The 23,778-nt window shown below is 67.7% G+C and carries 26 protein-coding genes; 10 read left to right on the top strand and 16 right to left on the bottom strand.

Going from position 1 to position 23,778, the window contains the following annotated elements:
* The first annotated feature begins 352 nt into the window (after positions 1–352).
* Positions 353–1,276 carry a sugar kinase gene (locus EJJ38_RS02810; RefSeq protein ID WP_127088592.1) on the top strand — a complete coding sequence of 308 codons (924 nt, stop codon included), beginning with the start codon at positions 353–355 and terminating at the stop codon, positions 1,274–1,276.
* Between the two features lie 75 nt (positions 1,277–1,351).
* Positions 1,352–2,176, top strand: a complete 825-nt coding sequence (locus EJJ38_RS02815) for a hypothetical protein (protein WP_127088593.1) — start codon at positions 1,352–1,354, stop codon at positions 2,174–2,176.
* Positions 2,177–2,236: 60 nt separating this feature from the next.
* Here the strand turns inward: EJJ38_RS02815 and EJJ38_RS02820 are convergent, their stop codons facing one another.
* The gene (locus EJJ38_RS02820; protein WP_127088594.1) at positions 2,237–2,884 is read right to left on the bottom strand and encodes a bifunctional 4-hydroxy-2-oxoglutarate aldolase/2-dehydro-3-deoxy-phosphogluconate aldolase; all 648 of its coding nucleotides are present in this window, start codon (positions 2,882–2,884) and stop codon (positions 2,237–2,239) included.
* 144 nt (positions 2,885–3,028) lie between these two features.
* Here EJJ38_RS02820 and EJJ38_RS02825 point away from each other — a divergent pair, with 144 nt between their 5' ends.
* The 5 genes from EJJ38_RS02825 (at position 3,029) to EJJ38_RS02845 (ending at position 6,984) form a co-directional block, all read left to right on the top strand.
* Positions 3,029–3,214, top strand: a complete 186-nt coding sequence (locus tag EJJ38_RS02825; RefSeq protein ID WP_127088595.1) for a hypothetical protein — start codon at positions 3,029–3,031, stop codon at positions 3,212–3,214.
* Positions 3,211–3,963 (top strand): metal ABC transporter ATP-binding protein, encoded by a 753-nt coding sequence (locus EJJ38_RS02830; RefSeq protein ID WP_127088596.1) that lies wholly within the window; start codon positions 3,211–3,213, stop codon positions 3,961–3,963. The genes EJJ38_RS02825 and EJJ38_RS02830 overlap by 4 nt, the downstream gene beginning before the upstream one ends.
* A 47-nt stretch (positions 3,964–4,010) precedes the next feature.
* A complete protein-coding gene (locus EJJ38_RS02835; RefSeq protein ID WP_127088597.1) occupies positions 4,011–4,880 on the top strand; it encodes a metal ABC transporter permease in 870 nt (289 codons plus the stop codon).
* Between the two features lie 18 nt (positions 4,881–4,898).
* Complete coding sequence (locus EJJ38_RS02840; RefSeq protein ID WP_127088598.1) at positions 4,899–5,855, top strand: metal ABC transporter substrate-binding protein; 957 nt, start codon at positions 4,899–4,901, stop codon at positions 5,853–5,855.
* A 76-nt stretch (positions 5,856–5,931) separates the two neighbouring features.
* Positions 5,932–6,984, top strand: a complete 1,053-nt coding sequence (locus tag EJJ38_RS02845; protein WP_127088599.1) for a CobW family GTP-binding protein — start codon at positions 5,932–5,934, stop codon at positions 6,982–6,984.
* A gap of 54 nt (positions 6,985–7,038) precedes the next feature.
* Here EJJ38_RS02845 and EJJ38_RS02850 read toward each other — a convergent pair whose 3' ends face one another.
* Positions 7,039–7,737: a TIGR00266 family protein gene (locus tag EJJ38_RS02850; RefSeq protein ID WP_127088600.1), complete on the bottom strand. Its 699-nt coding sequence runs from the start codon at positions 7,735–7,737 to the stop codon at positions 7,039–7,041.
* A gap of 92 nt (positions 7,738–7,829) precedes the next feature.
* Here EJJ38_RS02850 and EJJ38_RS02855 point away from each other — a divergent pair, with 92 nt between their 5' ends.
* A complete protein-coding gene (locus tag EJJ38_RS02855; RefSeq protein WP_127088601.1) occupies positions 7,830–8,975 on the top strand; it encodes a hypothetical protein in 1,146 nt (381 codons plus the stop codon).
* Here the strand turns inward: EJJ38_RS02855 and EJJ38_RS02860 are convergent.
* Positions 8,969–9,361: a winged helix-turn-helix transcriptional regulator gene (locus EJJ38_RS02860; RefSeq protein WP_127088602.1), complete on the bottom strand. Its 393-nt coding sequence runs from the start codon at positions 9,359–9,361 to the stop codon at positions 8,969–8,971. The genes EJJ38_RS02855 and EJJ38_RS02860 overlap by 7 nt on opposite strands.
* Before the next feature lie 142 nt (positions 9,362–9,503).
* Here EJJ38_RS02860 and EJJ38_RS02865 point away from each other — a divergent pair, with 142 nt between their 5' ends.
* Entirely contained in the window at positions 9,504–10,115 is a 612-nt protein-coding gene (locus EJJ38_RS02865) for an NAD(P)-dependent oxidoreductase (RefSeq protein WP_127088603.1), read from the top strand.
* Positions 10,116–10,233: 118 nt separating this feature from the next.
* Here the strand turns inward: EJJ38_RS02865 and EJJ38_RS02870 are convergent, their stop codons facing one another.
* From EJJ38_RS02870 to EJJ38_RS02900, 7 genes are read right to left on the bottom strand one after another with little or no spacing between them, the layout of a single operon-like run.
* Positions 10,234–11,358, bottom strand: coding sequence for a CMD domain protein (locus EJJ38_RS02870; protein ID WP_127088604.1), 1,125 nt, complete (start codon positions 11,356–11,358; stop codon positions 10,234–10,236).
* Positions 11,355–12,566, bottom strand: coding sequence for an N-methyl-L-tryptophan oxidase (solA, locus tag EJJ38_RS02875; protein WP_127088605.1), 1,212 nt, complete (start codon positions 12,564–12,566; stop codon positions 11,355–11,357). The genes EJJ38_RS02870 and solA overlap by 4 nt, the downstream gene beginning before the upstream one ends.
* A 54-nt stretch (positions 12,567–12,620) precedes the next feature.
* Positions 12,621–13,757: an ABC transporter substrate-binding protein gene (locus EJJ38_RS02880; protein WP_205666087.1), complete on the bottom strand. Its 1,137-nt coding sequence runs from the start codon at positions 13,755–13,757 to the stop codon at positions 12,621–12,623.
* Between the two features lie 11 nt (positions 13,758–13,768).
* On the bottom strand, positions 13,769–14,497 hold the full coding sequence (locus EJJ38_RS02885; protein ID WP_127088606.1) for an ABC transporter ATP-binding protein: 729 nt from the start codon (positions 14,495–14,497) through the stop codon (positions 13,769–13,771).
* 3 nt (positions 14,498–14,500) lie between these two features.
* Entirely contained in the window at positions 14,501–15,262 is a 762-nt protein-coding gene (locus EJJ38_RS02890) for an ABC transporter ATP-binding protein (RefSeq protein ID WP_127088607.1), read from the bottom strand.
* Positions 15,259–16,122 (bottom strand): branched-chain amino acid ABC transporter permease, encoded by an 864-nt coding sequence (locus EJJ38_RS02895; protein WP_127088608.1) that lies wholly within the window; start codon positions 16,120–16,122, stop codon positions 15,259–15,261. Before EJJ38_RS02895 ends, EJJ38_RS02890 begins: the two co-directional genes overlap by 4 nt.
* Positions 16,119–17,018, bottom strand: a complete 900-nt coding sequence (locus tag EJJ38_RS02900; protein WP_127088609.1) for a branched-chain amino acid ABC transporter permease — start codon at positions 17,016–17,018, stop codon at positions 16,119–16,121. The genes EJJ38_RS02895 and EJJ38_RS02900 overlap by 4 nt, the downstream gene beginning before the upstream one ends.
* A gap of 180 nt (positions 17,019–17,198) precedes the next feature.
* Between EJJ38_RS02900 and EJJ38_RS02905 the strand changes: the two genes are divergently transcribed.
* Positions 17,199–18,659, top strand: coding sequence for an NAD(P)-binding domain-containing protein (locus EJJ38_RS02905; RefSeq protein WP_127088610.1), 1,461 nt, complete (start codon positions 17,199–17,201; stop codon positions 18,657–18,659).
* Positions 18,660–18,683: 24 nt separating this feature from the next.
* On the opposite strand, the gene EJJ38_RS02910 is transcribed toward EJJ38_RS02905, so the two are convergent.
* The 6 genes from EJJ38_RS02910 to EJJ38_RS02935 are packed head-to-tail and all read right to left on the bottom strand — an operon-like array spanning position 18,684 to position 23,729.
* The gene (locus tag EJJ38_RS02910; RefSeq protein ID WP_127088611.1) at positions 18,684–19,241 is read right to left on the bottom strand and encodes a carboxymuconolactone decarboxylase family protein; all 558 of its coding nucleotides are present in this window, start codon (positions 19,239–19,241) and stop codon (positions 18,684–18,686) included.
* 13 nt (positions 19,242–19,254) lie between these two features.
* A complete protein-coding gene (locus EJJ38_RS02915) occupies positions 19,255–20,154 on the bottom strand; it encodes a branched-chain amino acid ABC transporter permease (RefSeq protein ID WP_127088612.1) in 900 nt (299 codons plus the stop codon).
* The gene (locus EJJ38_RS02920; protein ID WP_127088613.1) at positions 20,151–21,011 is read right to left on the bottom strand and encodes a branched-chain amino acid ABC transporter permease; all 861 of its coding nucleotides are present in this window, start codon (positions 21,009–21,011) and stop codon (positions 20,151–20,153) included. Before EJJ38_RS02920 ends, EJJ38_RS02915 begins: the two co-directional genes overlap by 4 nt.
* Positions 21,011–21,730 carry an ABC transporter ATP-binding protein gene (locus EJJ38_RS02925; protein WP_127088614.1) on the bottom strand — a complete coding sequence of 240 codons (720 nt, stop codon included), beginning with the start codon at positions 21,728–21,730 and terminating at the stop codon, positions 21,011–21,013. The genes EJJ38_RS02920 and EJJ38_RS02925 overlap by 1 nt, the downstream gene beginning before the upstream one ends.
* Positions 21,727–22,503, bottom strand: coding sequence for an ABC transporter ATP-binding protein (locus tag EJJ38_RS02930; protein ID WP_127088615.1), 777 nt, complete (start codon positions 22,501–22,503; stop codon positions 21,727–21,729). The genes EJJ38_RS02925 and EJJ38_RS02930 overlap by 4 nt, the downstream gene beginning before the upstream one ends.
* Entirely contained in the window at positions 22,500–23,729 is a 1,230-nt protein-coding gene (locus EJJ38_RS02935; RefSeq protein ID WP_127088616.1) for an ABC transporter substrate-binding protein, read from the bottom strand. The genes EJJ38_RS02930 and EJJ38_RS02935 overlap by 4 nt, the downstream gene beginning before the upstream one ends.
* Between the last annotated feature and the right edge of the window lie 49 nt (positions 23,730–23,778).

A 23,778-nucleotide genomic window follows, 5' to 3' on the forward strand; every position in this document is an offset into this window, starting at 1 on the left:
GGCGTGGCGGGCGCAGGAACGGATCCTGGCGCACTTCGAGGTGCTCCGGTTCAGTCAGGTGTCCCAGGAAGAGAGGGCGCGCCTGTTTCCGGTGGGGGCAGGGGCGCGTGTGATGGCGAATGCGGTGAAGCCCGTCATCCCAGGCCCGCCGCCGCATTGTCTGCGTACGGTTGTCCAAGTGGGTGACCTTTCGATCTTTGCGTGTAACAACGCCCCTGGTTCCGTTCACGTTCCATAAGGGCTCCGAAGGCAGGCCGCGCCTTGCGCGTGGGGTCGCCCTGTCGGATGGTGCGCGCCAATGAAGAACGGCGTGCCGTGGGCGCGCATCCGGGATGGACAGGATGGGTAGGACATGACGAGCGTAGTCTGCGTGGGCGAGGTCATGGTTGAGCTGGCGCGGGGCGCTGACGGGCGCTTCGGCCTCGGCTTCGGCGGCGACACCTTCAACACCGCGGTCTATCTCTCCCGCGCCGGGATCGAGACGGCCTATGCCACCGCGCTGGGGGACGACCTGTTCTCCGGCCAGCTCATGGCGCTCGCCGCCCTGGAAGGGGTGGGGCGAGACACCATGCTCCAGGTGAAGGGCCGCATGCCCGGCCTCTATCTCATCACCACCGACGACAAGGGCGAGCGCACCTTCCATTATTGGCGCGACACCTCGCCCGCCCGCGCTTTGTTCGAGCTGGAAGGCTGGCAGGAGGTGGCCGAGCGCATGGTGACGGCGCGCGCGGTCTATTTCTCCGGCATCACCCTCTCGCTCTATACCAATACGGGCCTCGGTCGCTTCCTCGCGGCGCTGGAACTGGCGGGCACCAAGGGCGCGCAGCGTGTGTTCGACGGCAATTTCCGTCCGCGCGGCTGGGGCGGCGATCTCGCCCGGGCCCGCACCGTGTTCGCGGAGGCCATGAAGCGCGCCAGCATCGCCCTGCCCACCTTCGAGGATGAGGTGGCGCTCTGGGGCGATGCCTCGCCCATGGCCACCATCGAGCGCATCACCACCTATGGTGTGCGCGAAGTGGTGGTGAAGAACGGCCCGGCGGGCGCGCTCATCTATGCGGACGGGCAGGTGATCGAGGTGCCGGTGGAGCGCGAAGTGCTGCCCGTGGACACGACGGGGGCGGGCGACAGCTTCAATGCGGGCTATCTCGCCGCCCGCCTGAAGGGCGCCAGCCCGGCGGAGGCGGCGCTGGAAGGCCACCGCCTCGCGGGGGCCGTCATCATGCATCGCGGCGCGCTCATTCCCCGCGCAGCCCATGAGGGCGTGTGGGCGCACTGAGGGCGACGTCGATTGCATCCGAAGTGGCGCGCGCTATAGTTGTGTTCAAATTTAGACTATGGCGGCGAGATTGGCATGTCGGACGAGAAACCCGAGGCAACCAAAAGCCTTTGGTATGCCGTCCTCGATCTGTCGATCAAAGGGCTTTCTGCCCTTGGTGTCATCACCCTCGGCATCGTGGGATGGCAGCTTCAGTCCGAAGTTCAGCGCCGTAACTCGCTGGACAAAACGACTGAACTGAACGCCGCCACGCATCTTCCCGCTGTGCAGATTTTGGCGCAGCTTCAAGTGGTGTTTTCGGCCGCGTCGGAGGAGGCAAGCCTCGATCCTGCAGTGGGGAACTTATCGCAATTAAAAGTTGCGACATGGAAGCCGCGATACGTCATGGGTGCCCTGCGTCTGCCGGCGGATATTGATCTGTTGATTCCTTTCGCGCCACTGACGATTTATGAGAACGGCCAGTTGATCGCCACAGATCACAAGGTTCCATTTCACATAGCCGCATCGATGGCTGCGGATGTGTGGCAAGCCCTGCCGTATGTGAAGGCAATATGCGCGCGATTTAAGGACGGTGGTCAGTCGGGACAAATTCGACTTCTCTATGATGATCCCAAGAGACCAAGTCTTTATTTTTTCCAGGAGCCAGGTATTGCGCGTCCTGGCGATCAATTTGTGTGGTTGAACGCAGGCGGTCTATCCGTGTGGAGGGAGTGGTTGCCCGCTCAGGGATTCCCGCTCAGGAAAATGTGCGAGGCTGATCTTCGACAGCTCTTCATCGACGTTGCAGTGGGTGCCGCCGAAGTCTCCAGGCGGATCGTGTCCAAATATCCAATGCTCGCCGAAAAGGCGGTGGACCTACGCACTCAGGCGCTCACGCTTCAGGATGCTTTGCTGAAGTAAATTTGACCGGAGTGAACAGGTCGGAGCGCAGATCGACGGCACTCCGACTGTCTTTTCCTCTCACCCGAGCTTGGCCGCCCGCTTCAGCGTGGACGCCGCCTTGGCGAGGTCGCGGACCTTGCCGAAATCCCCCGCCCGGATGGCATCCGCAGGCACCACCCAGGAGCCGCCCACCGCCACCACATTGGGCAGCGCCAGATAGCTCTCCACATTGGCCGGGCCGATGCCGCCCGTGGGGCAGAAGCGGATCTGGGGCAGGGGGCCCGCGATGGATTTCAGGAAGGGCACGCCGCCCGCCGCCTCGGCGGGGAAGAATTTCAACACCTCGAAACCCAGCGCCATGAGCGCCATGGCTTCGCTCACCGTGGCGCAGCCGGGCAGGACCGGCACCGGGGCCTTTGCCAGGGCCTGCGCGAAGGCGGGGGTGGTGCCCGGGCTCACCAGATAGGCGGCGCCGGCCTCAAGGGAGGCTTCCACATGGGCGCTCTCGGTGACCGTGCCCGCGCCCAGGATGGCGCCTTCCACCTCTGACGCGATGGCGCGGATGGCTTCCAGCGCCACGGGCGTGCGCAGCGTGACCTCGATGAGCGGCAGCCCGCCCTCCACCAATGCGCGGGCGAGCGGCACCGCATCTTCCAGCCGCTCGATGACGACGACGGGGATGACGGGTGCGTGCTTGAGCAGCGGGAAGGGACTGGGAAGGCTCATGGGGCGTCTCCACGGCACTGTTCTTTGGGACGGATCTTTCAAGCGCAGCAACCCGCGCGTGTCGAGCCCCCGGCGGGCGGATTCACGCCGCGAGCGTCGTTTCCTGTCTGGACAGGCATACTGATACTCTATATCAATAATCCTATGTCGAAGCCCCACACCCATCCTGCTTCCACGCCGGCCGCCGGGTCGTCGCAGGGGAAGAACCGCGTGCGGGGCGATTTCGATCCGGGCTTTTCCTTTCTGCGCAGTTCGCTCGCCTCCCGCCTTCTGGTGGTGGCCGTTTGTGCGGGCGTCCTCTGGGCGGCTGTCTTCGCGGTGATCGCGTGAGCGCCGCGCCCGGTGATGCGCCGGCTCTGCGCTTCCGCAACCTGACCTTGGGTTATGAGCGGCATCCGGCCGTGCACCATCTCAGCGGCGAGGTGGAGACGGGCGCGCTGCTGGCCATTTGCGGACCCAACGGCGCGGGCAAGTCCACGCTCCTGCGCGGTATCATGGGTCAGCTCCGCCCGCTGGGCGGCTCCATCGAGCGCGCCGGGGTCGATCCGCGCGACATTGCCTATCTGCCGCAGGGCGCGCAGGTGGATCGCTCCTTCCCCATCAGCGTCTATGACATGGTCTGCATGGGGCTGTGGCGCAGCGCTGGCCTGTTCGGCGGCATCGGCCGCAAGGACCGGGAAAAGGTGCGTGCGGCGCTGGCCGCCGTGGGCCTGGAGGGGTTCGAGTGCCGTCCCATCGGCACCCTGTCGGGCGGGCAGATGCAGCGCACGCTGTTTGCGCGCCTTCTGCTGCAGGATGCCCGGCTGATCCTGCTGGACGAACCCTTCAACGCGCTGGACGCGAAGACCATCGCGGACCTGCTGGACCTGGTGCGCCGCTGGCATGGCGAGAGGCGCACCATCCTGGCCGTGCTGCACGATTTCGATCTGGTGCGCGCCCATTTCCCGCAGACCCTGCTGCTCGCCCGCTCGCCCGTCGCCTGGGGCGCGACCGCCGAGACGCTGGCGCCCGACAATCTCCTCAAAGCCCGGCGCATGGGCGAAGCCTGGCACGACGACGCGCCGGCCTGCGCCGCCTGAGGCCCCCATCCCGCTCAGGCGGGATGCCCGCAGTTTCTGGAAGCCGCATGTTCACCGATATCTTCATCGCGCCCTTCGTCGAGTTCGAGTTCATGCAGCGCGCGCTGGTGGGCGTGTTTGCCCTTGCCTTGGGGGCGGGGCCGGTGGGCGCCTTCCTCATGCTGCGCCGCATGAGCCTGACGGGCGATGCCATGGCCCATGCCATCCTGCCCGGCGCGGCCATCGGCTTCCTGGTTTCGGGCCTCGATCTGTTCGCGCTGACCATTGGCGGGCTCGCGGCCGGGCTGCTGGTGGCGGTGGGCGCGGGCGTGGTGGCACGCGCGACCGAACTGAAGGAGGACGCCTCGCTGGCGGCCTTCTATCTCATCTCCCTGGCGCTGGGCGTGCTCATCCTCTCGCTCAAGGGGTCGAACGTGGACCTGCTCCACGTCCTGTTCGGCACCGTGCTCGGCCTCGATGATCCCACGCTGCTGCTGGTGGCGGGCATCGCCACCTTGACGCTCGTGACCCTGGCGGTGATCTGGCGGCCTCTGGTGCTGGAATGCGTGGACCCCGCCTTCCTCTCCTCGGTGAGCCGGGCGGGTGCGCTGGCGCACATCGCCTTCCTGGCCATGGTGGTGCTCAACCTCGTGGGCGGCTTCCACGCGCTGGGCACCTTGCTGTCGGTGGGCCTCATGATGCTGCCTGCCGCCACCGCCCGCTTCTGGGTGCGGGACCTGACGGCCCTGGTGGTGTGCGCCACGGCCATCGCCTTCGTCTCCGGCGTGGTGGGGCTGCTGGTCTCCTACCATCTGGGCGCCCCGTCCGGCCCGGCCATCATCCTGGTGGCGGGCGTCGCCTATCTCTTTTCCGTGGTTCTCGGTCCGGCGGGGGGCATCCTCGCCCGCCGCTGGCCGCGCCGTCATCTCGAAGCCTGACACAGAAGAGGTGCGTCCATGATCGCCCGCCGCCTGTTCCTCGCCGCCACCCTGTCGCTGGCCGCCGCCCCGGTCCTCGCCCAAGGCGCGGCCGCTCCCGCCGAGAAGCTGCCCGTGGTGGCGAGCTTCTCCATCCTCGGGGATTTCGTGAAGAATGTGGGCGGCGACCGCATCGCGCTCACCACCATCGTCGGCCCCAACGGCGACAGCCACGTCTACCAGCCCACCCCTGCGGACGCGAAGAAGATCGCGGCGGCCAAGCTGGTGTTCGTGAACGGCCTCGGCTTCGAGGGCTGGATGGATCGCCTCATCAAGGCGTCCGGCTCCAAGGCCACGGTGATCGTGGCCACCAAGGGCATCGCCCCGCGCGAGCGCACGGCCTCCGAGCCCCAGGAAGAGGACGACCACGGCCATAAGGGCGGCAAGGGCCATGCCCACGACCACGGCCCCATCGACCCCCATGCCTGGCAGTCCATCGCCAATGCCAAGGTCTATGTGGCCAATATCCGCAATGCCCTGATCGCCGCCGACCCCGCGGGCAAGGCGGACTATGAGGCGAATGCGACCGCCTATCTCTCCAAGCTGGACGCGCTGGAAGCGGACGTGAAGGCGAAGATCGCCGGCATTCCGGCGGACCGGCGCATCATCATCACCTCGCATGACGCCTTCGGCTATCTGGGCGATGCCTATGGCGTGAAGCTGCTGGCGCCGGAAGGCGTCTCCACGGAGACCGAGGCGTCGGCGAAGGATGTCGGGCGCATCATCCGCCAGATCAAGGCGCAGAAGGTGCCCGCCGTGTTCCTGGAGAATGTCACCAACCCCAAGCTGGTGGACCGCATCGCCAAGGAGAGCGGCGCCAAGGTGGGCGGCACGCTCTATTCCGACGCCTTGTCCGATGACAAAGGCCCGGCGGCTACCTACATCGACATGATGCAGAGCAATGTGCGGGAGCTGTCCAGCGCCCTCACGAGCTGAGTTCTCTCCGATCGGGGAGATATCTGCCCGAGATTTGTCTTCACGGCTCCCGCGCGGGCCGTCCCTGGAGTGCCCCATGTCTGAGACCCAGAAGATTCCCGTCACCGTGCTGACCGGCTATCTCGGCGCCGGCAAGACCACGCTGCTCAACCGCATTCTCTCCGAGCCGCACGGCAAGAAATACGCCGTCATCGTCAACGAGTTCGGCGAGATCGGCATCGACAACGACCTCGTGGTGGGCGCCGACGAGGAAGTGTTCGAGATGAACAATGGCTGCGTGTGCTGCACGGTGCGCGGCGACCTCATCCGCATCATCGACGGGCTGATGCGTCGCAAGGGGGCCTTCGACGGCATCATCGTGGAGACCACGGGCCTCGCCGACCCCGCGCCGGTGGCGCAGACCTTCTTCGTGGACGAGGAGATGGGCGCGCGCACGAAGCTCGACGCCGTGGTGACGGTGGCCGATGCCAAATGGCTGAGCGACCGCCTGAAGGATGCGCCCGAGGCCAAGAACCAGATCGCCTTCGCGGACGTGATCCTGCTCAACAAGCTGGATCTGGTGAGCCCGGAGGAACTGGCCGAGGTGGAGGGCCGCATCCGCGCCATCAACCCCTATGCCAAGCTCTACCGGACGCAGAAGTCGCAGATCGAGATCGACAAGGTGCTGAACCAGGGCGCGTTCGACCTCGACCGCATCCTGGCCATCGAGCCCGCCTTCCTGGAAGACGAGGGCCATCACCATCATCACCACGACCATGATCACGGCCCCGATTGCGGCTGCGACCATGACCACGGCCACCACGACCATGGCGGGCTGAAGCATTATCACGACGAGGAAATGCAGTCGGTCTCGTTCGCCACCGACACGCCGGTGGACCCCGACAAGTTCTTCCCCTGGGTGCAGAATCTGGTGGCCGTGGAAGGCCCCAACATCCTGCGCTCCAAGGGCATCCTCGCCTTCAAGGACGATCCGGACCGCTTCGTCTTCCAGGGCGTGCACATGATCCTGGACGGCGACCACCAGCGCCCCTGGCGGGACGACGAGAAGCGGCAGAGCCGCATCGTCTTCATCGGCCGCCATCTGGACGTGAAGGCGCTGGAAGAGGGCTTCCTCTCCTGCGCGGCCTGACGCGACGGCCCGCGGGGTGAAGCCGCGGGCCTTGCAATCCGGCGTATGCGGCGTTCAGCGCCGCTCGCCGGAGGGCAGGTAGGGCGCCAGAGCGTGGGCGAGCTTGGCGGGGGTGAGCGACTGGAGCCACACTTTGCCCGGTCCGGTGAGCTGGGCGAGAAACAGCCCGTCACCGCCGAACAGGATGTTCTTGATGCCGCGCATCATGGTGATGTCGAAGGAAACGCTTTCCTCGAACATGCCCACATGGCCGGGATTGACCAGCAGCGTCTGGCCCGGCGCGAGCGTGTAGGAGACGATCTCCCCGCCCAGTTCCACGAAAGCCGCGCCCTGCCCGGCGAGGCGCTGGAGCACGAAGCCCTCGCCGCCGAACACCCCCGCGCCGAGCCTTTGCTGGAAGCCGATGGACAATTCGATGCCGTGGGCGCCCGCCAGGAAGCCGCTGCGCTGGACCATGTAGCCGCGCCCCGGCGTCACATGCACCTCCACGATATTGCCCGGCACCGTGGCCGCGAACGCCACCAGGGCTTCCCCACCCTCGGCGGTGAATTCGGTCAAGAACAGTCCGCCGCCGGACACCGCGCGGCCGATGGCGCCGAAGAAACCGCCGGCGCCCGCGGTGGCCATGGTGGTGTTCAGCGCGACGTTGGAGGTCATCCAGGACAGGCGGTCCGGTTCCGCGATCATGGTCTCGCCGGCGGCGAGCGTGACCTGGAGGACGGGGAGCGTGGAGCCAGTGATTTCGGTACGCATGATCGCCATGATGTAGGAGCAAGGAAAGCGAGCTTGGGGGGAACATGCTTCGGGAGCAATCCCCCATGCGGGCCGGATTGCGAGACCTGACGATGCTGTTCCCCACCAGACTGACCGCCGCGCTGCTGATGGCGGCTCTTACGATTGCCCCGGCCGCTGCCGAAACACCTGCCGCCACTCCGTCTGCGGCGCCTGCCGCTGCCGCTCCCGATGTGAAGGCGGGTGGGGCTGCGGTGTTCCTCACCTTCCTCAACGCCCCTCTGAAGGGCGATCCCATTCGCCATTCGCCCCGCCTCGGCCTCACCATCAATGGCGGGCGCACCGTGCGGGCGGTGATGGATACCGGCTCCACCGGCATCGTGGTGGCGGCGCGCCTCATTCCCGATATGGACAAGCTCCCCGTGATCGGGAAAGGGGAGCAGACCTATTCCTCGTCCGGCCGCATCATGCGCGGCAAATGGGTGCGCGTGCCGGTGACCATCGGCGGCACCAATGGCGGCGAGGTGACCACCCAGCCCATGCCGGTCCTCGCCGTGGAGCGGGTGGACTGCACGCCTGCCGCGCGCCGCTGCAAGCCGGTGATCGCGCCCACCAACATCGCCATGATCGGCGTGGGCTTCGCCCGCCAGGGATCGGGCGCGGGGGCGGAGATCCCCCAGGCGGGGGATCCGGCGCTGCAGAAGGGTGCGCGGGCGCGCAATCCCTTCCTCAATATCGCGAGCACGGGCCAGCCCGGCACGACCGGCACCGTGCGCCCGGCCTATCTGGTCACGCGGCGCGGCGTGTGGCTGGGCCTCACGCCGGATCTGCTGGACGGCTTCCGCTTCGTGAAGTTGGAGAAGAATGCCGCCACGGGTGACTGGAGTGCGCTGCCCGTCTGCATGAGCCTGGACGGGCGCACGCCCCCGGCCTGTGGCACCGCCCTCATCGATACCGGTGTGACCGTCATGTATCTCACCCTGCCGCCCGCTCAGTTGGCGGACCGCACGCAAAAGGCGGCCAAGGGCCAGACGCTGGTGCCGGGCGCGGAGCTGAAGATGAGCTTCGGAGCGCCCGGCACGCCCCTGGGCTATGGCTTCCAGGTGGGCGACAAGACGAATCCTGCGGCGCCGGAAGGGGTCACCCTCGTCAATCGGACGAACCGGGTGTTCGTGAACACCAGCGTCCGGCTCCTGAACGCCTTCGACTATCTCTATGACGCGCAGGAGGGGTTCGTCGGCCTGCGTCCGCGTCAGTGAGCCCCGGCGCGGCTGTCGAAATGGTCCTGCGCGGCCCCGATCTCCCCCATATGCGTCGCCGCCCAGAGCGCCAGCGGAGCGAGGGTGGCGGCCAGGGAGATGCCGAGCGGCGTGAGCGCATATTCCACCGTCACGGGCACGGTGGGATAGGCGGTGCGCGTCACGAGCCCATCCCGCTCCAGGCTTTTCAGGGTCTGGGACAGCACCTTCTGGGAGATGCCGCCCACCTCCCGCCGCAGCGCGTTGAAGCGCACCGGCTCGCGCGCGATGACGGTGAGCAGCAGCACGGTCCATTTGTCCGCGATGCGGTCCAGCAGCAGGCGGGTGGGGCAGCGGGGGTTGAACGGGTCCGGGGTGAGGTCGGCAGGGGCGATGACAAGGTTCATGGGTCTCTCCCGCGCGGGCGGCCGGAGCCGGTTTACTGAGCCGGTTTCCTGCGCGAAACCAGATGAGGTGAAGGTGCCTTCTTACGTGTAGCTATCAGAATGGCTATCTGGTTTCCATCAGAAACCTGTCAGGAGACATCTCATGAAAATCGCCCTCATCGGCGCCTCCGGCGCGGCCGGCTCGCGCATCCTGAAAGAACTGTCCGATCGCGGCCACTCGGTCACGGCCATTGCCCGCGATCCCCAGCGCATCGCGGTCCTGCCGGGCGTTACGCCCGTGGCAGGCGATGCCCTGAAGCCGGACACGCTGGCGCCGCTCCTGGCGGGGCATGACGCGGTCATCAGCTCCATCCATTTCCTCGCCAGCGATGCCGAGGCGCTGATTTCCGCTGTGAAGACGGCGGGCGTGGCGCGCTATCTGGTGGTGGGCGGCGCGGGCAGCCTGGAGGTGGCGCCGGGTGGCGCGCTCTATGATGCGCCGGACTTTCCCGCGATCTATCTGAACGAAGCCAAGGCGGGCGGCGCCTTCCTCAAGCGCCTGAAGGCCGAGCCGGCACTGGACTGGACCTTCCTGTCTCCCTCAGCCGAATTCGTGCCGGGCGAGCGCACGGGCCGCTTCCGCCTCGGACAGGACGGGCTGCTCGTCTCCGACAGCGGGCGCAGCTTCATCAGCTTCGAGGATTTCGCGGTGGCGCTGGCCGACGAAATCGAGACCCCGAAGCATCGGCGGGCACGGTTCACCGTCGGCTACTGATCCGCCCCGACCGCACGGATCCGGATCGCCTCTGGCGCGCACGAAAGCGCCGGAGCGATCCGTTTCCCTGCCTTTGCGTGGTGTGCGCGCAAAGGCTTCTGGAATGCCCGGCCCCGGCTCATCGGACAGTGTGCGGCGCGGGCTCCCCCAGCGTCTGCATCAGCCGGTTGGCCCATGCGAAGATGGCAATGGCCTGCGTGAGGTCGAGGATTTCGATGTCCGGCAGTCCGTGCTCTCGCAGGATCGCAAGGCTGTCCGGTGCCAGCGCCGGAGGCGTCGGCGTGAGGCTCGCCGCATAGGCCGCAACCGCCGCCTTCCGCCCTTCGAGGGCCGCCGTCGCCCCATGCGCGAAGATGGCGGTGATGGTGGCGTCTTCCTTCGCGAGCTGCGCATAGAGGCGGCCATGGGCGGACGCGCAATAGGGGCAGCCATTGAGGCGCGATTCCATGGTGGCGGCCAGTTCACGCTCGGCCCTGGGCAGGCCGCGCGGCGCATACATGATGCCGTTCAGCAGCTTCATGCGGTGGCGCAGGATTTCCGGCTCGCGCACCAGCAGCGTGAAGAATTCCGATGTGTCGGCGCCGGGCCATGCCTCCTTGACCACCGCGCGCTGCGTGTCGCTCGCCGCATCCATGGACACCGGCGGGAGCCATGCGTGCCAGTCCAGTTCATCGAGCGTGAAGGCGGCTGCGATGTCCGGCGGAAGCAGCGGAAGCGCGCCGGGCTGGGTGCCGGGGATGCCGCGTCCCGCGAGCAGTTCGAGGCCCGCCAGAAGCCGCGTCTGGTAATTCACGAAACCGATGACCTGCGAGACGACCACGATGTCGGAGGGTGAGAGCCCCACTTCGGCAAGAGCCGCGAGATGGGCGCGGCCCGCTTCCATCGGGGACAGGCTGAGACGATCGGCATGGCGCAGGAGAGCGGTCATCCGCCCGTCCAGGTCCGGCCCCCCTCCGGCCTCGATGGCCGCGACCCAGGTGGGGGCGGCGCCCTCCGCTTCCAGGGCTTGCCGGTGATAGGCAGCGAGGGCAGGGGCTGCGCTCACGCGCGCGATACGCAGCGCGAGCGCGTGCCGCTCCCCGGCGGAGACACCCTGGCCGGGCGCGAGGCGGAAGATCACTTCGTGGCAGGACTGGGCATAGTCGCGGGTCACCGGCCGCTCGCGGCGAAGCTGGTCCAGTGGCGATCCGGGCGCGATCCCGGCAAGGGTGTCGATGAGATCGACCTCAGTCGGGTGCGTCATCCGTTTGCCCCTGTGCTGGGTGTGCCGCCTGCGGTGTCGAAGCGCGACACGGCGAAGGCCGAGAGATCGACGGTGCTGCGGCCCGTTATTGCAATCTCGGCGGCCGCCTCGCCGATGGCGGCGGAATGCTTGAAGCCGTGCCCCGAGCAGGGCGACACGACGAGGATGCGCGGCGCTTCCGGGTGGCGGTCGATGAGGAAGGCGGAATCCGGCGTCACGGTGTAGAGGCAGGTCGCGGAGCGCACCACATCGGGGCGGATGCCGCGCAGCCGACCCTTGAGGTTGGCCTCGAACATGGCGCGGGATTCCGCCGCGCTCACCACGCGGTCGAAGTCGTTGGGGTCCACCAGGGCGTCATATTGCTCGTTGGCGGTCTTCAGCGAAGCCGAGCCGTGCAAAGCCGGGAAGCCGTAGAAGAAGTCGTCCAGGCTCTCGCCGTGCGGCCAGATATAAGCGGGGCTGCGCTCCCAGAGCGGCACGGCGTCCGGCTCGATGGCGAACCAGTGGAGCATCTGGCGCTGGGGTTCCAGCAGGCGGGCAAACCGCCCGCCCAGGAGCGCCCCCGCCCATGCGCCGGCCGAGACGATCACCTCGCCGGCCAGCAGCGTTCCGGCGGATGTCTCGATCCGGACGGCGCCGTGCTCCGGTACGATACGCTCCACCACGGTGCCGAGGCGAACCTGCGCGCCCAGGCGCTCCGCCTCGCCGATCTGAGCGCCGATACAGCGCTCGGGAAGCACATAGCCCGCGCCGGGCTCGAAATAGGCGCTCTCGTCGCCACGCAGGATGAATTGCGGGTGGCGATAGGCGAGTTCTGCGGCGTTCAGCACCTCGTGCGAAATGCCGTAGCGCTCGGCGGCGCGGATGGTGCGCTGGATGAAGCCGGTGCGCGCGCGGCGCTCCACCTGATCGTCCTCGCGCGAAATGATGAGGCAGCCGGCTTCGACCAGCAGCGTCTCCCCCGTCGCCGCCTCCAGCTCCCGCCAGATCGCGTGGGCGCGCAGGGCCAGCGGCACATAGGCTTCCCCCTCGCCGATGGCCTGGCGGGTGATGCGCGTCTCGCCGTGGCTCGATCCACGCTCATGGGGCGGGGCGAACCGGTCGAGACCGATCGCGCGGGCGCCGCGGCGCGCCAGCTGGTAGAGCGCGGCGCTGCCCATGGCGCCGAGGCCGACGACGGCGACGTCATAGGTGGGAAGAGGGGACATGGAACCTCGCAGGCGGCGAACCGGGAGCGGCTATCGCCGCTCCCGGCGGGGCACTCAAAGCAGGGCGAGCTTGCCGCCCTTCACGGTGAGCACATAGCCGCCATAGACGGGCGTGCGCTTCTCCGTGATGGTCAGCTTGCCGTCGCCGAGGATGGTGGGCATGTCCTTGATGGAGAAGATGCCCTTGCGGATGGCCTCGCGGTCCAGGGTCGCGCCGGCCGCTTTCAGCGCGGTCACCGCCTCGTAGAACTGCGTGTAGCCGATGGCCGCGAACACGTCCGGCGGCGTGTTGTACTTCTTGGTGTAGGCCTCCACGAAGGCCTTGTTCAGCGCGTTCTCGCCGCCGAGGAAGTAGTCGGCGACGAAGATCGTGCCCTCTACCGCGGCGCCGCCCACCTTCAGGAACTGCGCGGACGCCATGGAGGGCGTGCCGAGGATGCGGACCTTGTCGGAGAGCCCGGCCTGCTTCGCCTGGATGATGATGTTGGCGGACAGTTCCGCCGTAGTGGAGATCACCAGCGTGTCGATATCGAGGCTGGCGAGCTTGGTGGCGAGGGCGGTGAAATCGCTGTCGCTCCCGACGATGGTCTCTTCCGCCACGGTGGCCACACCAGCGGCCACGAAGGCATCCCGCAGGCCGTTCTTCTGGGCGATATAGGCGTCATTGTCCCGGTTGAAGACGTAGGCGACCTTCTTGGGCTTCAGGTCCGCCAAGGCGCGCTGCGCCAGGGCCTGCATGATGGTGACGGGGGTCGCCGTCGCCTTGAAGATCCAGTCGCCCACGGGCGTCACGTCGGCGGAGGCGCCGGAGATGACGGGCGTGCCGTTCTTCTGCGCCACCGGAAGGGCGGCGAATGCCTCGACGCTGGAGGTGGGGCCGAGGATCAGGGCCGCCTTGTCATATTCGGAGAAGCGGGTGATCAGCGTGGTCGCCTGGTTCTTGTCGCTGCCGGTGTCCTCGAACAGGACCTTCAGCTTCAAGGGGCCGAGTTCGCCGGAAGCCTGCACCTGCTCCAGGGCGATCTGCATGCCGTTGCGGTTGGGGACGCCGGCGAACGCGAACTGGCCGGTGAGCGCGGCGGGAACGCCGATCACCACCTCCTGCGCGGCGGCAGGGGTGGCGAGGCCGCCCGCGAGAACGAGCCCTGCGGCGGCAAGGCGGGGTGAGGAGAAGAGCGCACGAATGGTCACAATAACCCCCTTCAGGATGTGGAGAGATCGGTTTCAGGCAGGTAGTGGCTGATGATGCGGGGATCGCTTGCCAGAGCCGCGCTGGGGCCTTCCTGGACGATGCGCCCCTGTTCGAGCACATAGGCGAAGTCGGTGGACGCGAGCGCGCGCCGCGCATTCTGCTCCACCAGCAGGATGGTCTGGCCGCGGGCCTTCAGCGTCGCCAGCGCGTCGAACACCTGCCGCGCCATGATGGGGGAAAGGCCGAGGCTGGGCTCATCCAGCATCAGGAGGCGCGGGCGCCCCATGAGGGCGCGGCCGATGGCCAGCATCTGCTGCTGGCCGCCGGACAGCGAACCGCCTTCCTGTCGCCGGCGTTCGGCGAGAATGGGGAACAGGCTGAATACCGCGTCGAGGTCGTCCGCAGTCCCGTCTGCGGCCCGCGCGCCGCGTGCCAGGCGGCCCAGCAGCAGGTTCTCTTCCACCGACAGAGGCCCGAGGATCTGCCGCCCCTCGGGCACCTGGAGCAGGCCGAGCCGCGCCACCTTGTGGGCGGGAAGGCGCGTCACGTCCGCGCCGTCGAAGCGGACGGTTCCGGCATGGGGGCGCAACACGCCGCTGATGGTGTTGAGGAGCGTGGACTTTCCCGCCCCGTTGGGGCCGACAATGGCCACCATGCTGCCCGTCGGCACGCGGAGCGTGACGCCGCGCAGGGCGGTGATGCCATCATAGGCCGTGGCGAGATCCGTGACTTCCAGCATCGCTTACGCCCCGAGATAGGCGGCGACGACAGCGGGGTCGCTGCGCACCTGGGCGGGTGGGCCGGAGGCGATGATGCGCCCGGAATCGAGCACGTTGATGCGTCCGCACAGCGACATCACGAACCGCATATTGTGCTCGATGAGCAGGATGCCGATGCCTTCCCCGGCAATGCCCTGGAAGATGCGGCCGAGGGCGTCGGCCTCCACGTCATTCATGCCCGCCACCGGCTCGTCGAGCAGGATGAGATTGGGGCGCAGCGCCAAGGTGCGCATCATTTCCACGCGCCTCTGGTGGCCGTAGGACAGAGCGCCCGCCGGCACATGGGCGAAGCCCGCCATGTCGAACCGCTCAAGGATCGCGAACGCCTGCTCCCGCGTGGCGCGCACTTCCGCCAGGGCGGCCGGAAGGGCCAGGAGGCGCGCGAGGAGCGGGCTTTTCTGCTGGGCGTGGAAGCCGATGGCGACGTTGTCGAGAACGCTCTCGTCCTTCAGCAGGCGCACGGTCTGGAAGGTGCGGGCGATGCCCGCCCGGGCGATCTCCGGCGCCTCGGCGGTGGAGATGTCCGCTGCCCCCAGCAGGATGCGGCCCGAGGTGAGGCGCAGCAGCCCGGCGATGAGATTGACCAGCGTGGACTTGCCCGCGCCGTTGGGCCCGATCAGGCCGACGATTTCCCCCGGTGCCACCGAGAACGAGACGTTTTCCACGGCGAGAACCCCGCCGAAACGGCGCGAGACGCCCTCCAGGCTCAGTGTGCTGGCGGTCATGGCGCGGCCTGCGAGACGGCGTGCCGGCGCTGGCGCAGATGCAGGCGGATGGTGTCCACGATGCCGTGGGGCCAATAGATGATGACCAGCACCATGAGCACCCCGTTGACCAGCAGCCGGTAGTCCGCGAGCGGCCGGGCGATCTCCGGCAGAAGGGTGAGGACTGCCGCCCCCACCACCGGCCCCACCGGGGAGACGCGGCCGCCGAGCACCACGAAGGTGAGCACGGCGATGAGCAGGGGAAAGCCGAAATCCTCCGGCACCAGGCTGTAGTTGCGCAGCGCCATGAGCCCGCCCCCGAGCCCGCCCAGGGCACCGCTCAGGGCAAAGGCGAGGCGGTGATAATCGACCACCCGGATGCCCAGCGAGACCGCCACCGTCTCCTCCTGCCGGATGGCGTCGAATGTGCTGCCGATGCCCGCGCGGGACAGGGCGAGCATGGCGTAGAAGATGACGCCGAAGACGAGGATCAGCTCCCAGCCTCCGATAAGGCGCGGCAGGCCGTTCATGCCCATGGCGCCGCCGGTGACGGGTTCCAGATAGAGCGCGAGCGACAGCACGATCTGCACGAAGGCGAGCGTCGCGATGGCCTGGTAGACACCGCGCAGGCGGCTCAGCGGCACCGACAGGACGAGGCCGGCGACGGCGCCGATGAGCCCCGCGCCCACCAGCGCCAGGGGCATGGGCACGCCGTGGCGGGCGGCAAGGATGGCCGCGCCATAGGCGCCCAGGGACGCGAAGCCGGCCGTGGCGAGCGAGAACACGCCCGCGCGCAGCACCACATATTGGCTGAAGGCGAGGCAGGCATTCACCAGCACCAGCTCGCCGAGGGGTTGGAGGGAAGAGACGAAGCCGATCATTGCCGCACCACCCGCACCTGCCGGTGCAGCGCGCCGAACAGCCCGCTGGGCCGCACCAGGAGGATGAGGAACATCATGCCGAACAGGATGGCGTCCGAGAGGGCGGACGAGAGGAAGGCGATGCTCAGCGTCTGCACCATTCCGAAGATGAGGCCGCCCGCGAGCGCCCCGGTGATGGAGCCGAGACCACCCAGGATGATCACCACGAAGCCGCGCAGGAGGTAGGGCTCTCCCATTAGGAAGTGCACGGAATTGAAGGCGATGCCGATGATCACGCCCGCGGCGCCCGCCAATGCCCCGGAGATGAAGAAGGTGAGGCCGTGGATATTGGAGACGCTGATGCCCAGCAGCGCCGCCGTCCGCTCCGAGATGGCGACGGCCCGGATCTGCCGGCCGAAGCTGGTGGCGAACAGGATCCCCAGCAGCAGGGCCACCAGCACCACCACGCTCGCCACGATGACGATCTGCTGCAGCGAGATGCGCAGGCCCAGCACGTTGTAGAACACGATGGGGAAGGTGCCGAAGGGAAAGCGATACACCTGGGTCTGGGAGGCGATCTGGGCGAGACTCATGAGAATCTGCGCCACGCCGATGCTGGAGATGATGGCGGCGAATTCCGGCGAGCCCCGCGCCCGCAGCGGGCGGAAGGCCACGAGGTCCACCAGGACGCTGATGAGACCGGCGGCCAGCATCGCCGCGATGAAGGCCACGTAGAGCGGAAGGCCCAGTGAGGTCACGGTGAACAGGCCGACGAACGCCCCCCACATGAACACGGCACCGTGGGCGAGATTGAGGACGTGGAGCACCCCGAAGATGAGCGTGAAGCCCAAGGCGAAAAGCGCGTAGGTGCCGCCCACGACGAAGCCGTTCAGGATCTGCTGGAAGACGAGGGTCATGGCGGGGAAGGGGTGCGAGGATCTGATTGTACGTTGATAATATGTTATTTTCAGTTATACACACGTGATAATATTTCGTCTATCGGATTGATTGAAGAATATGAGATTTTCCGGCTCTTATCCGCCGTGCCGAAGCCCCCATCCCGCCTGACATTTCCAAGCCTGATCCAAAGGTCCCGAATGACGGTCCACAGCACCCGTGAAACGCCGCAGCCGGACGCGGAAGCCGCCCTTGACGCTTTGGTTGCCGAAGCCACGAAGGCGGTCGTCTATCTGGGCGAGGCCGGTCCCGGCTGGGTGCCGGAGCGGCCCGAGTTCGAGTCCGACGTGGCGATCGTCGGCGGCGGGCAGAGCGGGGTCGCGGTCGCCGTCGCCCTGCGCCGTGCGGGCGTGACCCGCACCACCGTTCTGGATGCCGCGCCGGCCCAGCAGGAGGGTGTGTGGCGCGGCATCGCGCGGATGCAGACGCTGCGGTCCACCAAGGCCCTCCCCGGGCCGGAGGGCGGCATTGCCGCCTTGAGCTTCCGGGCCTGGTATGAGGCGAAGTTCGGCGTACCGGCCTATGAGGCCCTCGTGCGGTGCGACCGCCTGGATTGGGCGGATTATGTGGACTGGTACCGACAGGCCGTCAGTGTGCCGGTGCGCAGCGAGGTCCGGTTGCAGCGGATCGAGCCGCTCGCCGAGGGCTTTCGTCTCCATTTGGTGCGGGAAGGTCTTCAGGTGACCGAGACGACCCGAAAGGTCGTGCTCGCAACGGGCATGGTCGGCGGGGGCGTCCCCTTCACGCCGCCCGCCATTTCCGCATTGTCGCCGGGCCGATGGGCGCATACCGAGGGTGTCATCGATTTCGAGGCGCTGCGTGGCAGGCGCGTCGGCGTGCTCGGGGCGGCATCCTCGGCGTTCGATGCGGCAGCGACCGCGCTGGAGAATGGGGCGGCGGATGCGCACCTGTTCAGCCGCCACAACGACCTTGTGCGCATCACCACCATCAAGGGCATGGCCTATGCCGGCGTGCTCGACCATTTTCACGAGATGGCGGACGCCGACCGCTGGCATCTCATGCACTATTACATGCAGCGCTCCGCGGGCCCCATCGCGGACACCGTGCGGCGCGCGACCCGGCTGCCGGATTTCCATCTTCATCTCGGCGAAGACTGGCAGTCCGTGCGGGAGACCGGGGAAGGTGTCGTGGTGGAAACCGCCGCCGGCCGATTCGTCTTCGATTTCGTCATCGCCGGAACGGGCTATGCGGTGAATCTGGCGGCGCGGCCGGAGCTTGCGGATTTCGCGGCCCGCATCGCCCTGTGGAGCGACCGCTATCCCGCGCCGGCGGACGCGCAGAACGCCAACCTCGCCCGGCACCCTTATCTCGGCGCAGGTTTCGAGTTCCTGGAAAGACAGCCGGGAGCCGCACCCTTCCTGCGCGACATCCACTGCTTCAATGCCGCCGCCGCCATGAGCCACGGCCGCGCGGTGGGCGAGATCGCCAGCCTGAAGCATGGCATTCCCCGTCTTGTCGCCGCCATCGGCCGAGACCTGTTCCTGGCGGACAGGGACAGGCACCTCGAACGTCTCACGTCGTTCGCCGTCGCGGATCTGACGGGCGAGGAATATGCCGCGCCGGCCCCGGTCGAGGGATGACCGGGGCGGATCGAGGGGCGAGCCTTATTCCGCCGCGACGGTGCGGTCCGCGACGGCAGGTTCGGCATGCTCCACCTGCAGGATGTCGTTGAAGCGGTTGAACGCGCCGCACAGCGCCGTGCGCCAGGTGAGTTCCACGATCTGGGCTTCGGTGAAATGCGCCTTCAGGCGGGCGAAGATCTCGTCCCGCGTGCGGCTCCAATTGTTGGTGACGGCGATGGCATATTCCACCACCAGCTTGTCCACTGCATCCAGCTCGGGATGGTCCTGATAGTCGAGCAGGTGCTGGGCACCCTCCGCCGAGATGCCCTGCACCGAGAGCTTGGGTGTGTGGTGGGCGACGCAATAGTCGCACTTGTTCAGCAGCGACACGGTGACGATGGCCAGTTCCAGATAGCGCTTGGAGAGCACGGCCTCGTCGGCAAGCTGGGTGAGCTGGCGCCAGCTATGCTCGAAGATGGGCAGGCGATGGGCCATGACGCCCGCCTGGTCGGCGAAGTCGCCATAGGTCTCCATCTTGTCCCACAGGGGGTGAAGCGTCTCGGGCAGGTCGGCGCGGACTTTGCGGGTGATACGCGACATGGGTGGTCTCCTGTCAGGATGCGCCGGAGCGGAGGCGATACTCTCGTACGAGGCCGTCCGGCTTGAAGATGAGAATGGCGACAAGCCCCGCCCCCACGAGGAAGAGGCGCAGCGCGGCGAGTTGAGCGCCGTCGAGGAAGGGGATGACATCCGCCAGGAAGCGGCTACCCTCCAGCAGGAGGATCACCGTGAAGCCGGCGATGAGAACCCCCAGATGGCTGCCCCGCCCGCCAATGATCACCGCCATGAAGGCGTAGGCGTTCAGCGTGGTGCTGAACTGGGTGGGGTCGATATAGCTGTAGTGGAAGGCATGAAGGCTGCCCGCCACGCCCAGCAGGGCGCCGCCGATGGCGAACACCTTCGCCCGCACGGCCAGCACGTTCTTTCCCAGGGCCTCGGCCACCGTCGCATCGTCCCGTGTCGCCCGCACGAGCCGCCCGAAGGGCGCGCGGGTGATCTTGCGCAGCAGCAGGAAGACGAGCGCCAGCCAGGCATAGGCGAAGGCCAGGAACACCGCGTCCGACCATTCCGGCGGCACGGAGCCGGCGAAGGGGCGCACGATGCCCGGCACGCCCAGCGTGCCGCGGGTCAGCCATTCCTCATAGCTGATGAACAGCCGGACGCATTCGGCGAAACCCAGCGTGACGATGGCGAGATAATCCTCGCTGAGCCGCACCGAGATGAGGCTGACCGCTGCGCTCACCGCGGCCGTGACCACGATGGCGGCGGCCATGGCGGCGAGCGGCGGCACGCCCTTGGTGTCGAGAAGGGCGCAGACATAGGCGCCCAGCATGTAGAAGCCGAACAGGCCGAAATTCACCAGCCCGCCCAGGCCCCATTGCAGGTTCAAGGCAAGCCCGGCGATGGTGGCGATGGCGACCAGCACCAGGGTTGCGGCCACATAGGAAATCATTTCGCCGTTCCTTGTGCCGCGAACAGGCCGGTGGGGCGCACCAGCAGGAGCAGGGCCATCACCGCGAAAGCCACCATGGTGCGGTAATGAGGGGCGAGGACCAGCGTCGCCAATTCCTCGGTGATGCCCAGCACCACCGCGCCCGCCACCGCCGCCATGGGATTGCCGATGCCGCCGAGGATGGCGGCGGTGAAGACGGGCAGGATGTAGTTCCACCCCATCTGCGGATCCACGTTGCCGTCGAGCCCCACCAGCACCCCCGCGAGCGTCGCCAGCACCGAGGAGATGACCCATACGGCGCACACCACCTGACGGCGTGGGATGCCCCGCACGGCGGCGAGGTCCGCATTGTCAGCCACCGCCCGCATGGCCCGGCCGAGCCGGGTGAAGCGGAACACGATCCACACGACGGCGAGCGCCAGAAGGACAGTGGCGATGGTGGTGATCTGTTCCTGGTTGATGCGCAGGCCATGGAGCCGCAGCGGGCGCGCCACCTCCACCGCGAAGCCGCGCGTGGAGGAGCCGGCGATAAAGCGCACGGCATTTTCCAGCGCGATGCCCACGCCGATGGAGGCCACCAGAAGCGTCACGCCCCCGCGCCCCTTCAGCGGCTCATAGACCAGCCGGTCGATGGCCAGCGCCAGCCCGGCACCGACCGCGCCGCCCGCCAGAGCCGCCAGCGGCAGGGGCCAGCCGAGGCCCGCATTGAAGGCGTAGACCAGATAGGCGCCCACCGTCAGCATGGAGCCGATGGCGTAATTGGCGAAGCGCAGCACGCTGAACACCAGCGCCAGCGACAGGGCCGGCAGGGCGATGAGCAGGCCGGTGACGAGGCCGTTGAAGATGAGCTGTCCCATCAGTGCCCGCCCAGATAGAGGCTTTGCATGAGGCCGTCCGAGAGGAGGTCCGTGGCGGGCGCCTCCGCCTTCACCTGCCCCGCGACCAGAACCAGGCCGCGCGCGGCGACCGCCAGCCCGAGGCGGGTATTCTGCTCGATCATGAGGAGCGTGACCCCCGTCGACGCGATCCGGGCGATGGCGGCGAAGAGCAGTTCGGCATTCTTCGGCGACAGGCCGGCGGACGGCTCGTCCAGCGCCAGAACCGAGGGCTCGGGCATGAGGGCGGCGGCCATGGCCACCATCTGCCGCTGCCCGCCGGAGAGATGCCCGGCAGCCACCTTCAGCTTCGGGCGGATCTCGGGGAACAGCGCCAGCACTGCCTCCAGGCGGCTTGCGAAGGTCGCGCCGGAGCGGGCGGGGATGAACTCGAAGGCCACTTTCAGATTCTCGGAGACGCTCAGGGAGCGGAACACGTTGGCCTCCTGGGGCACGTGGCCGAGGCCGCGCCGCGCGCGCCCCGGCGCATCCAGGCGGGTGACGTCCTCGCCCTCCAGCAGCACCCGGCCTTTCTGGGGCTGAACAAGGCCCACCACCGTCTTCATGAGGGTCGATTTGCCCGAGCCGTTGGGGCCGACCACGGTGAGGCTGCCTCGGGCGGGAACGGAAAGGCTCACCCCGTGCAGGACCGGCCGTCCGCGATACCCGGCGACCACATTCTCAAGCACCAGCCCGCTCACGCGACCGCTCCCAGATAGGCTTCCGTCACGAGGGAATTGGCGGAAATCTCCGCGAAGCTGCCACTGGTGAGCACGCGCCCTTCCGCCAGCACATGGATGGGGTCACAGAGCGCGGCGATGAGATCCATATTGTGCTCCACGATGCCGAAGCTCATGCCTTCGTCCCGAAGGGTGCGGATGAAGTCGCCGATCTCGCCCACGAGGACGGGGTTCACGCCGGCGGCGGGCTCGTCCAGCAGCACGAGGCGCGGTTCGAGCATGAGGGCGCGGCAGAGTTCCAGGAGCTTCTTCTGGCCGCCGGACAAAGCATCGGCCGGTGCATCGGCCAGCCGCCACAGGTTGACGCGCTGGAGCAGGGCGCGGGCATGCTCCGTCGCCTCCTCCTCGGCCCGGCGCACCCGCGCCTTCTGGAACAGCGCCGGCAGCACGTTCTCGCCGGGCTGGCGCGGGAAGGCGAGCAGCAGGTTTTCGAGCACGGTCAGGGCGCCGAGTTCGCGGGAGATCTGGAAGGTACGGGTGAGGCCGAGGCGCGCCCGGTCATGGGCGGGAAGCCGGGTGACATCCCGCCCGTCGAAGGACACGGAACCCTTGCCCGGCCGGACCTGCCCGCCCAGCACGTTGAACAAGGTGGACTTGCCGGCCCCGTTGGGGCCGACAATGCCGGTGATGCCGCCCCGGCGGAAGGTGAGGCTCACCCCGTCGAGGGCGACGAAGTCGCCGAACCTGATGCCGATGTGGCGGGCGTCAAGAAAGGCGTCCGGGCCCACGCTCATTTCGTGGAGCCGACCAGCTTGCTGACCCCGTCCGTGACGCGGAAGTGGCCGTAATCGAGGTCGATCTGGTCACCGTTGGGCGCGAAGCGGAAGTTGGAGGTGGCGCCCGCATAGCGGAAGGGCTTGCCTTCGCGGATGAGCTTCAGGCCCTCCACGGGGTCGGAGATGGCCGGGCCGGTGCCGTTCACCAGGGACGGGATCTGCTTGGTGAAATCGACCGCCTTGTCGCTCTTCGCCTTCTCGATGGCGAGGGCGAGGATGTTGATCTCGTCGAACACATTGGCGCCGAACGTCGCTAGGGTGTCGGGCTTCTGGCCGGTGAGCTTCAGATAGAGCTGGTAGGTCGTGCTGTTGCCCACGGGCACGGCCTGGACGTGGTTGATGCCCTCGGCCACCTGCTTGCCCACGTTCTGCACGAACTTGCCCTGGCTGTCGGCCGCATGGCTGAACGTGTAGAGCTTGCTCTCGAAGCCGGAGCGGTAGACCTCTTTCGCGATGGCGCTGAATTCGGGGATATAGCTGGGCACGAACACGGCGTCCGGCTTCTTGTCGAACACCTTGTCCACCTCGGTGCGGTAGGACGGCTGGTTCGGGTTGAAGTAGACGACGTCGATGATCTTGCCGCCGCCGGCGGTGAACGCCTCTTCAAACGGCTTCACCGTGCTGAGCGTGAAGGGCGTTTGCAGCACCAGGATGGAGGCGGTCTTGGCGCCGTCCTTCAGCGCCACATTGGCGAAGGCGCGGCCCCAGTCCTTGCCGTTGGTCTGGAAGCGCCAGACAAGGCCCTTCGTGTCGCCCTGGGTCAGCTCGTCGGCCGATCCGTTGGGCAGGAGCGCCACGCCCTTTTCCAGGGCGAGCGGGCGCACCGCAAGGCCGACCGCGCTGCTCCAGATGCCGGTGATGGCGGACACGCCGTTCACGTCGATGAGCTTGCGGGCAGCGGCGACGCCGGCGGTGGGAGCGGTCTCATCGTCCGCCACGAACAACTCCAGCTTGCGTCCCAGCACGCCTCCGGCCGCGTTGATGTTCGCGACGGCGGCCTTGGCGGCGTCTTCCTCTTCCTTGCCATAGGGACCGCCCGTGCCGGTCAGCGGGGCGAGAAGGCCGATCTTGATGGTCTCGTCCGCCGCCAGCGCGCCGGTGGGCGCGAGCATGGGCAGGCCTGCGGCCAGGCTGAGAAGGGACGCCGCGAGGAACGACCGGCGGGCGAGGGGCGGGAACGGCATGGCTGGCTCCGGATGAGGAAATTCCTGGCGGAACGCGAGGCTCCGCCCA

Origin of the sequence: Aquabacter cavernae, from assembly GCF_003993795.1 — a bacterium.
GTDB classification, from domain to species: Bacteria; Pseudomonadota; Alphaproteobacteria; order Rhizobiales; family Xanthobacteraceae; genus Aquabacter; species Aquabacter cavernae.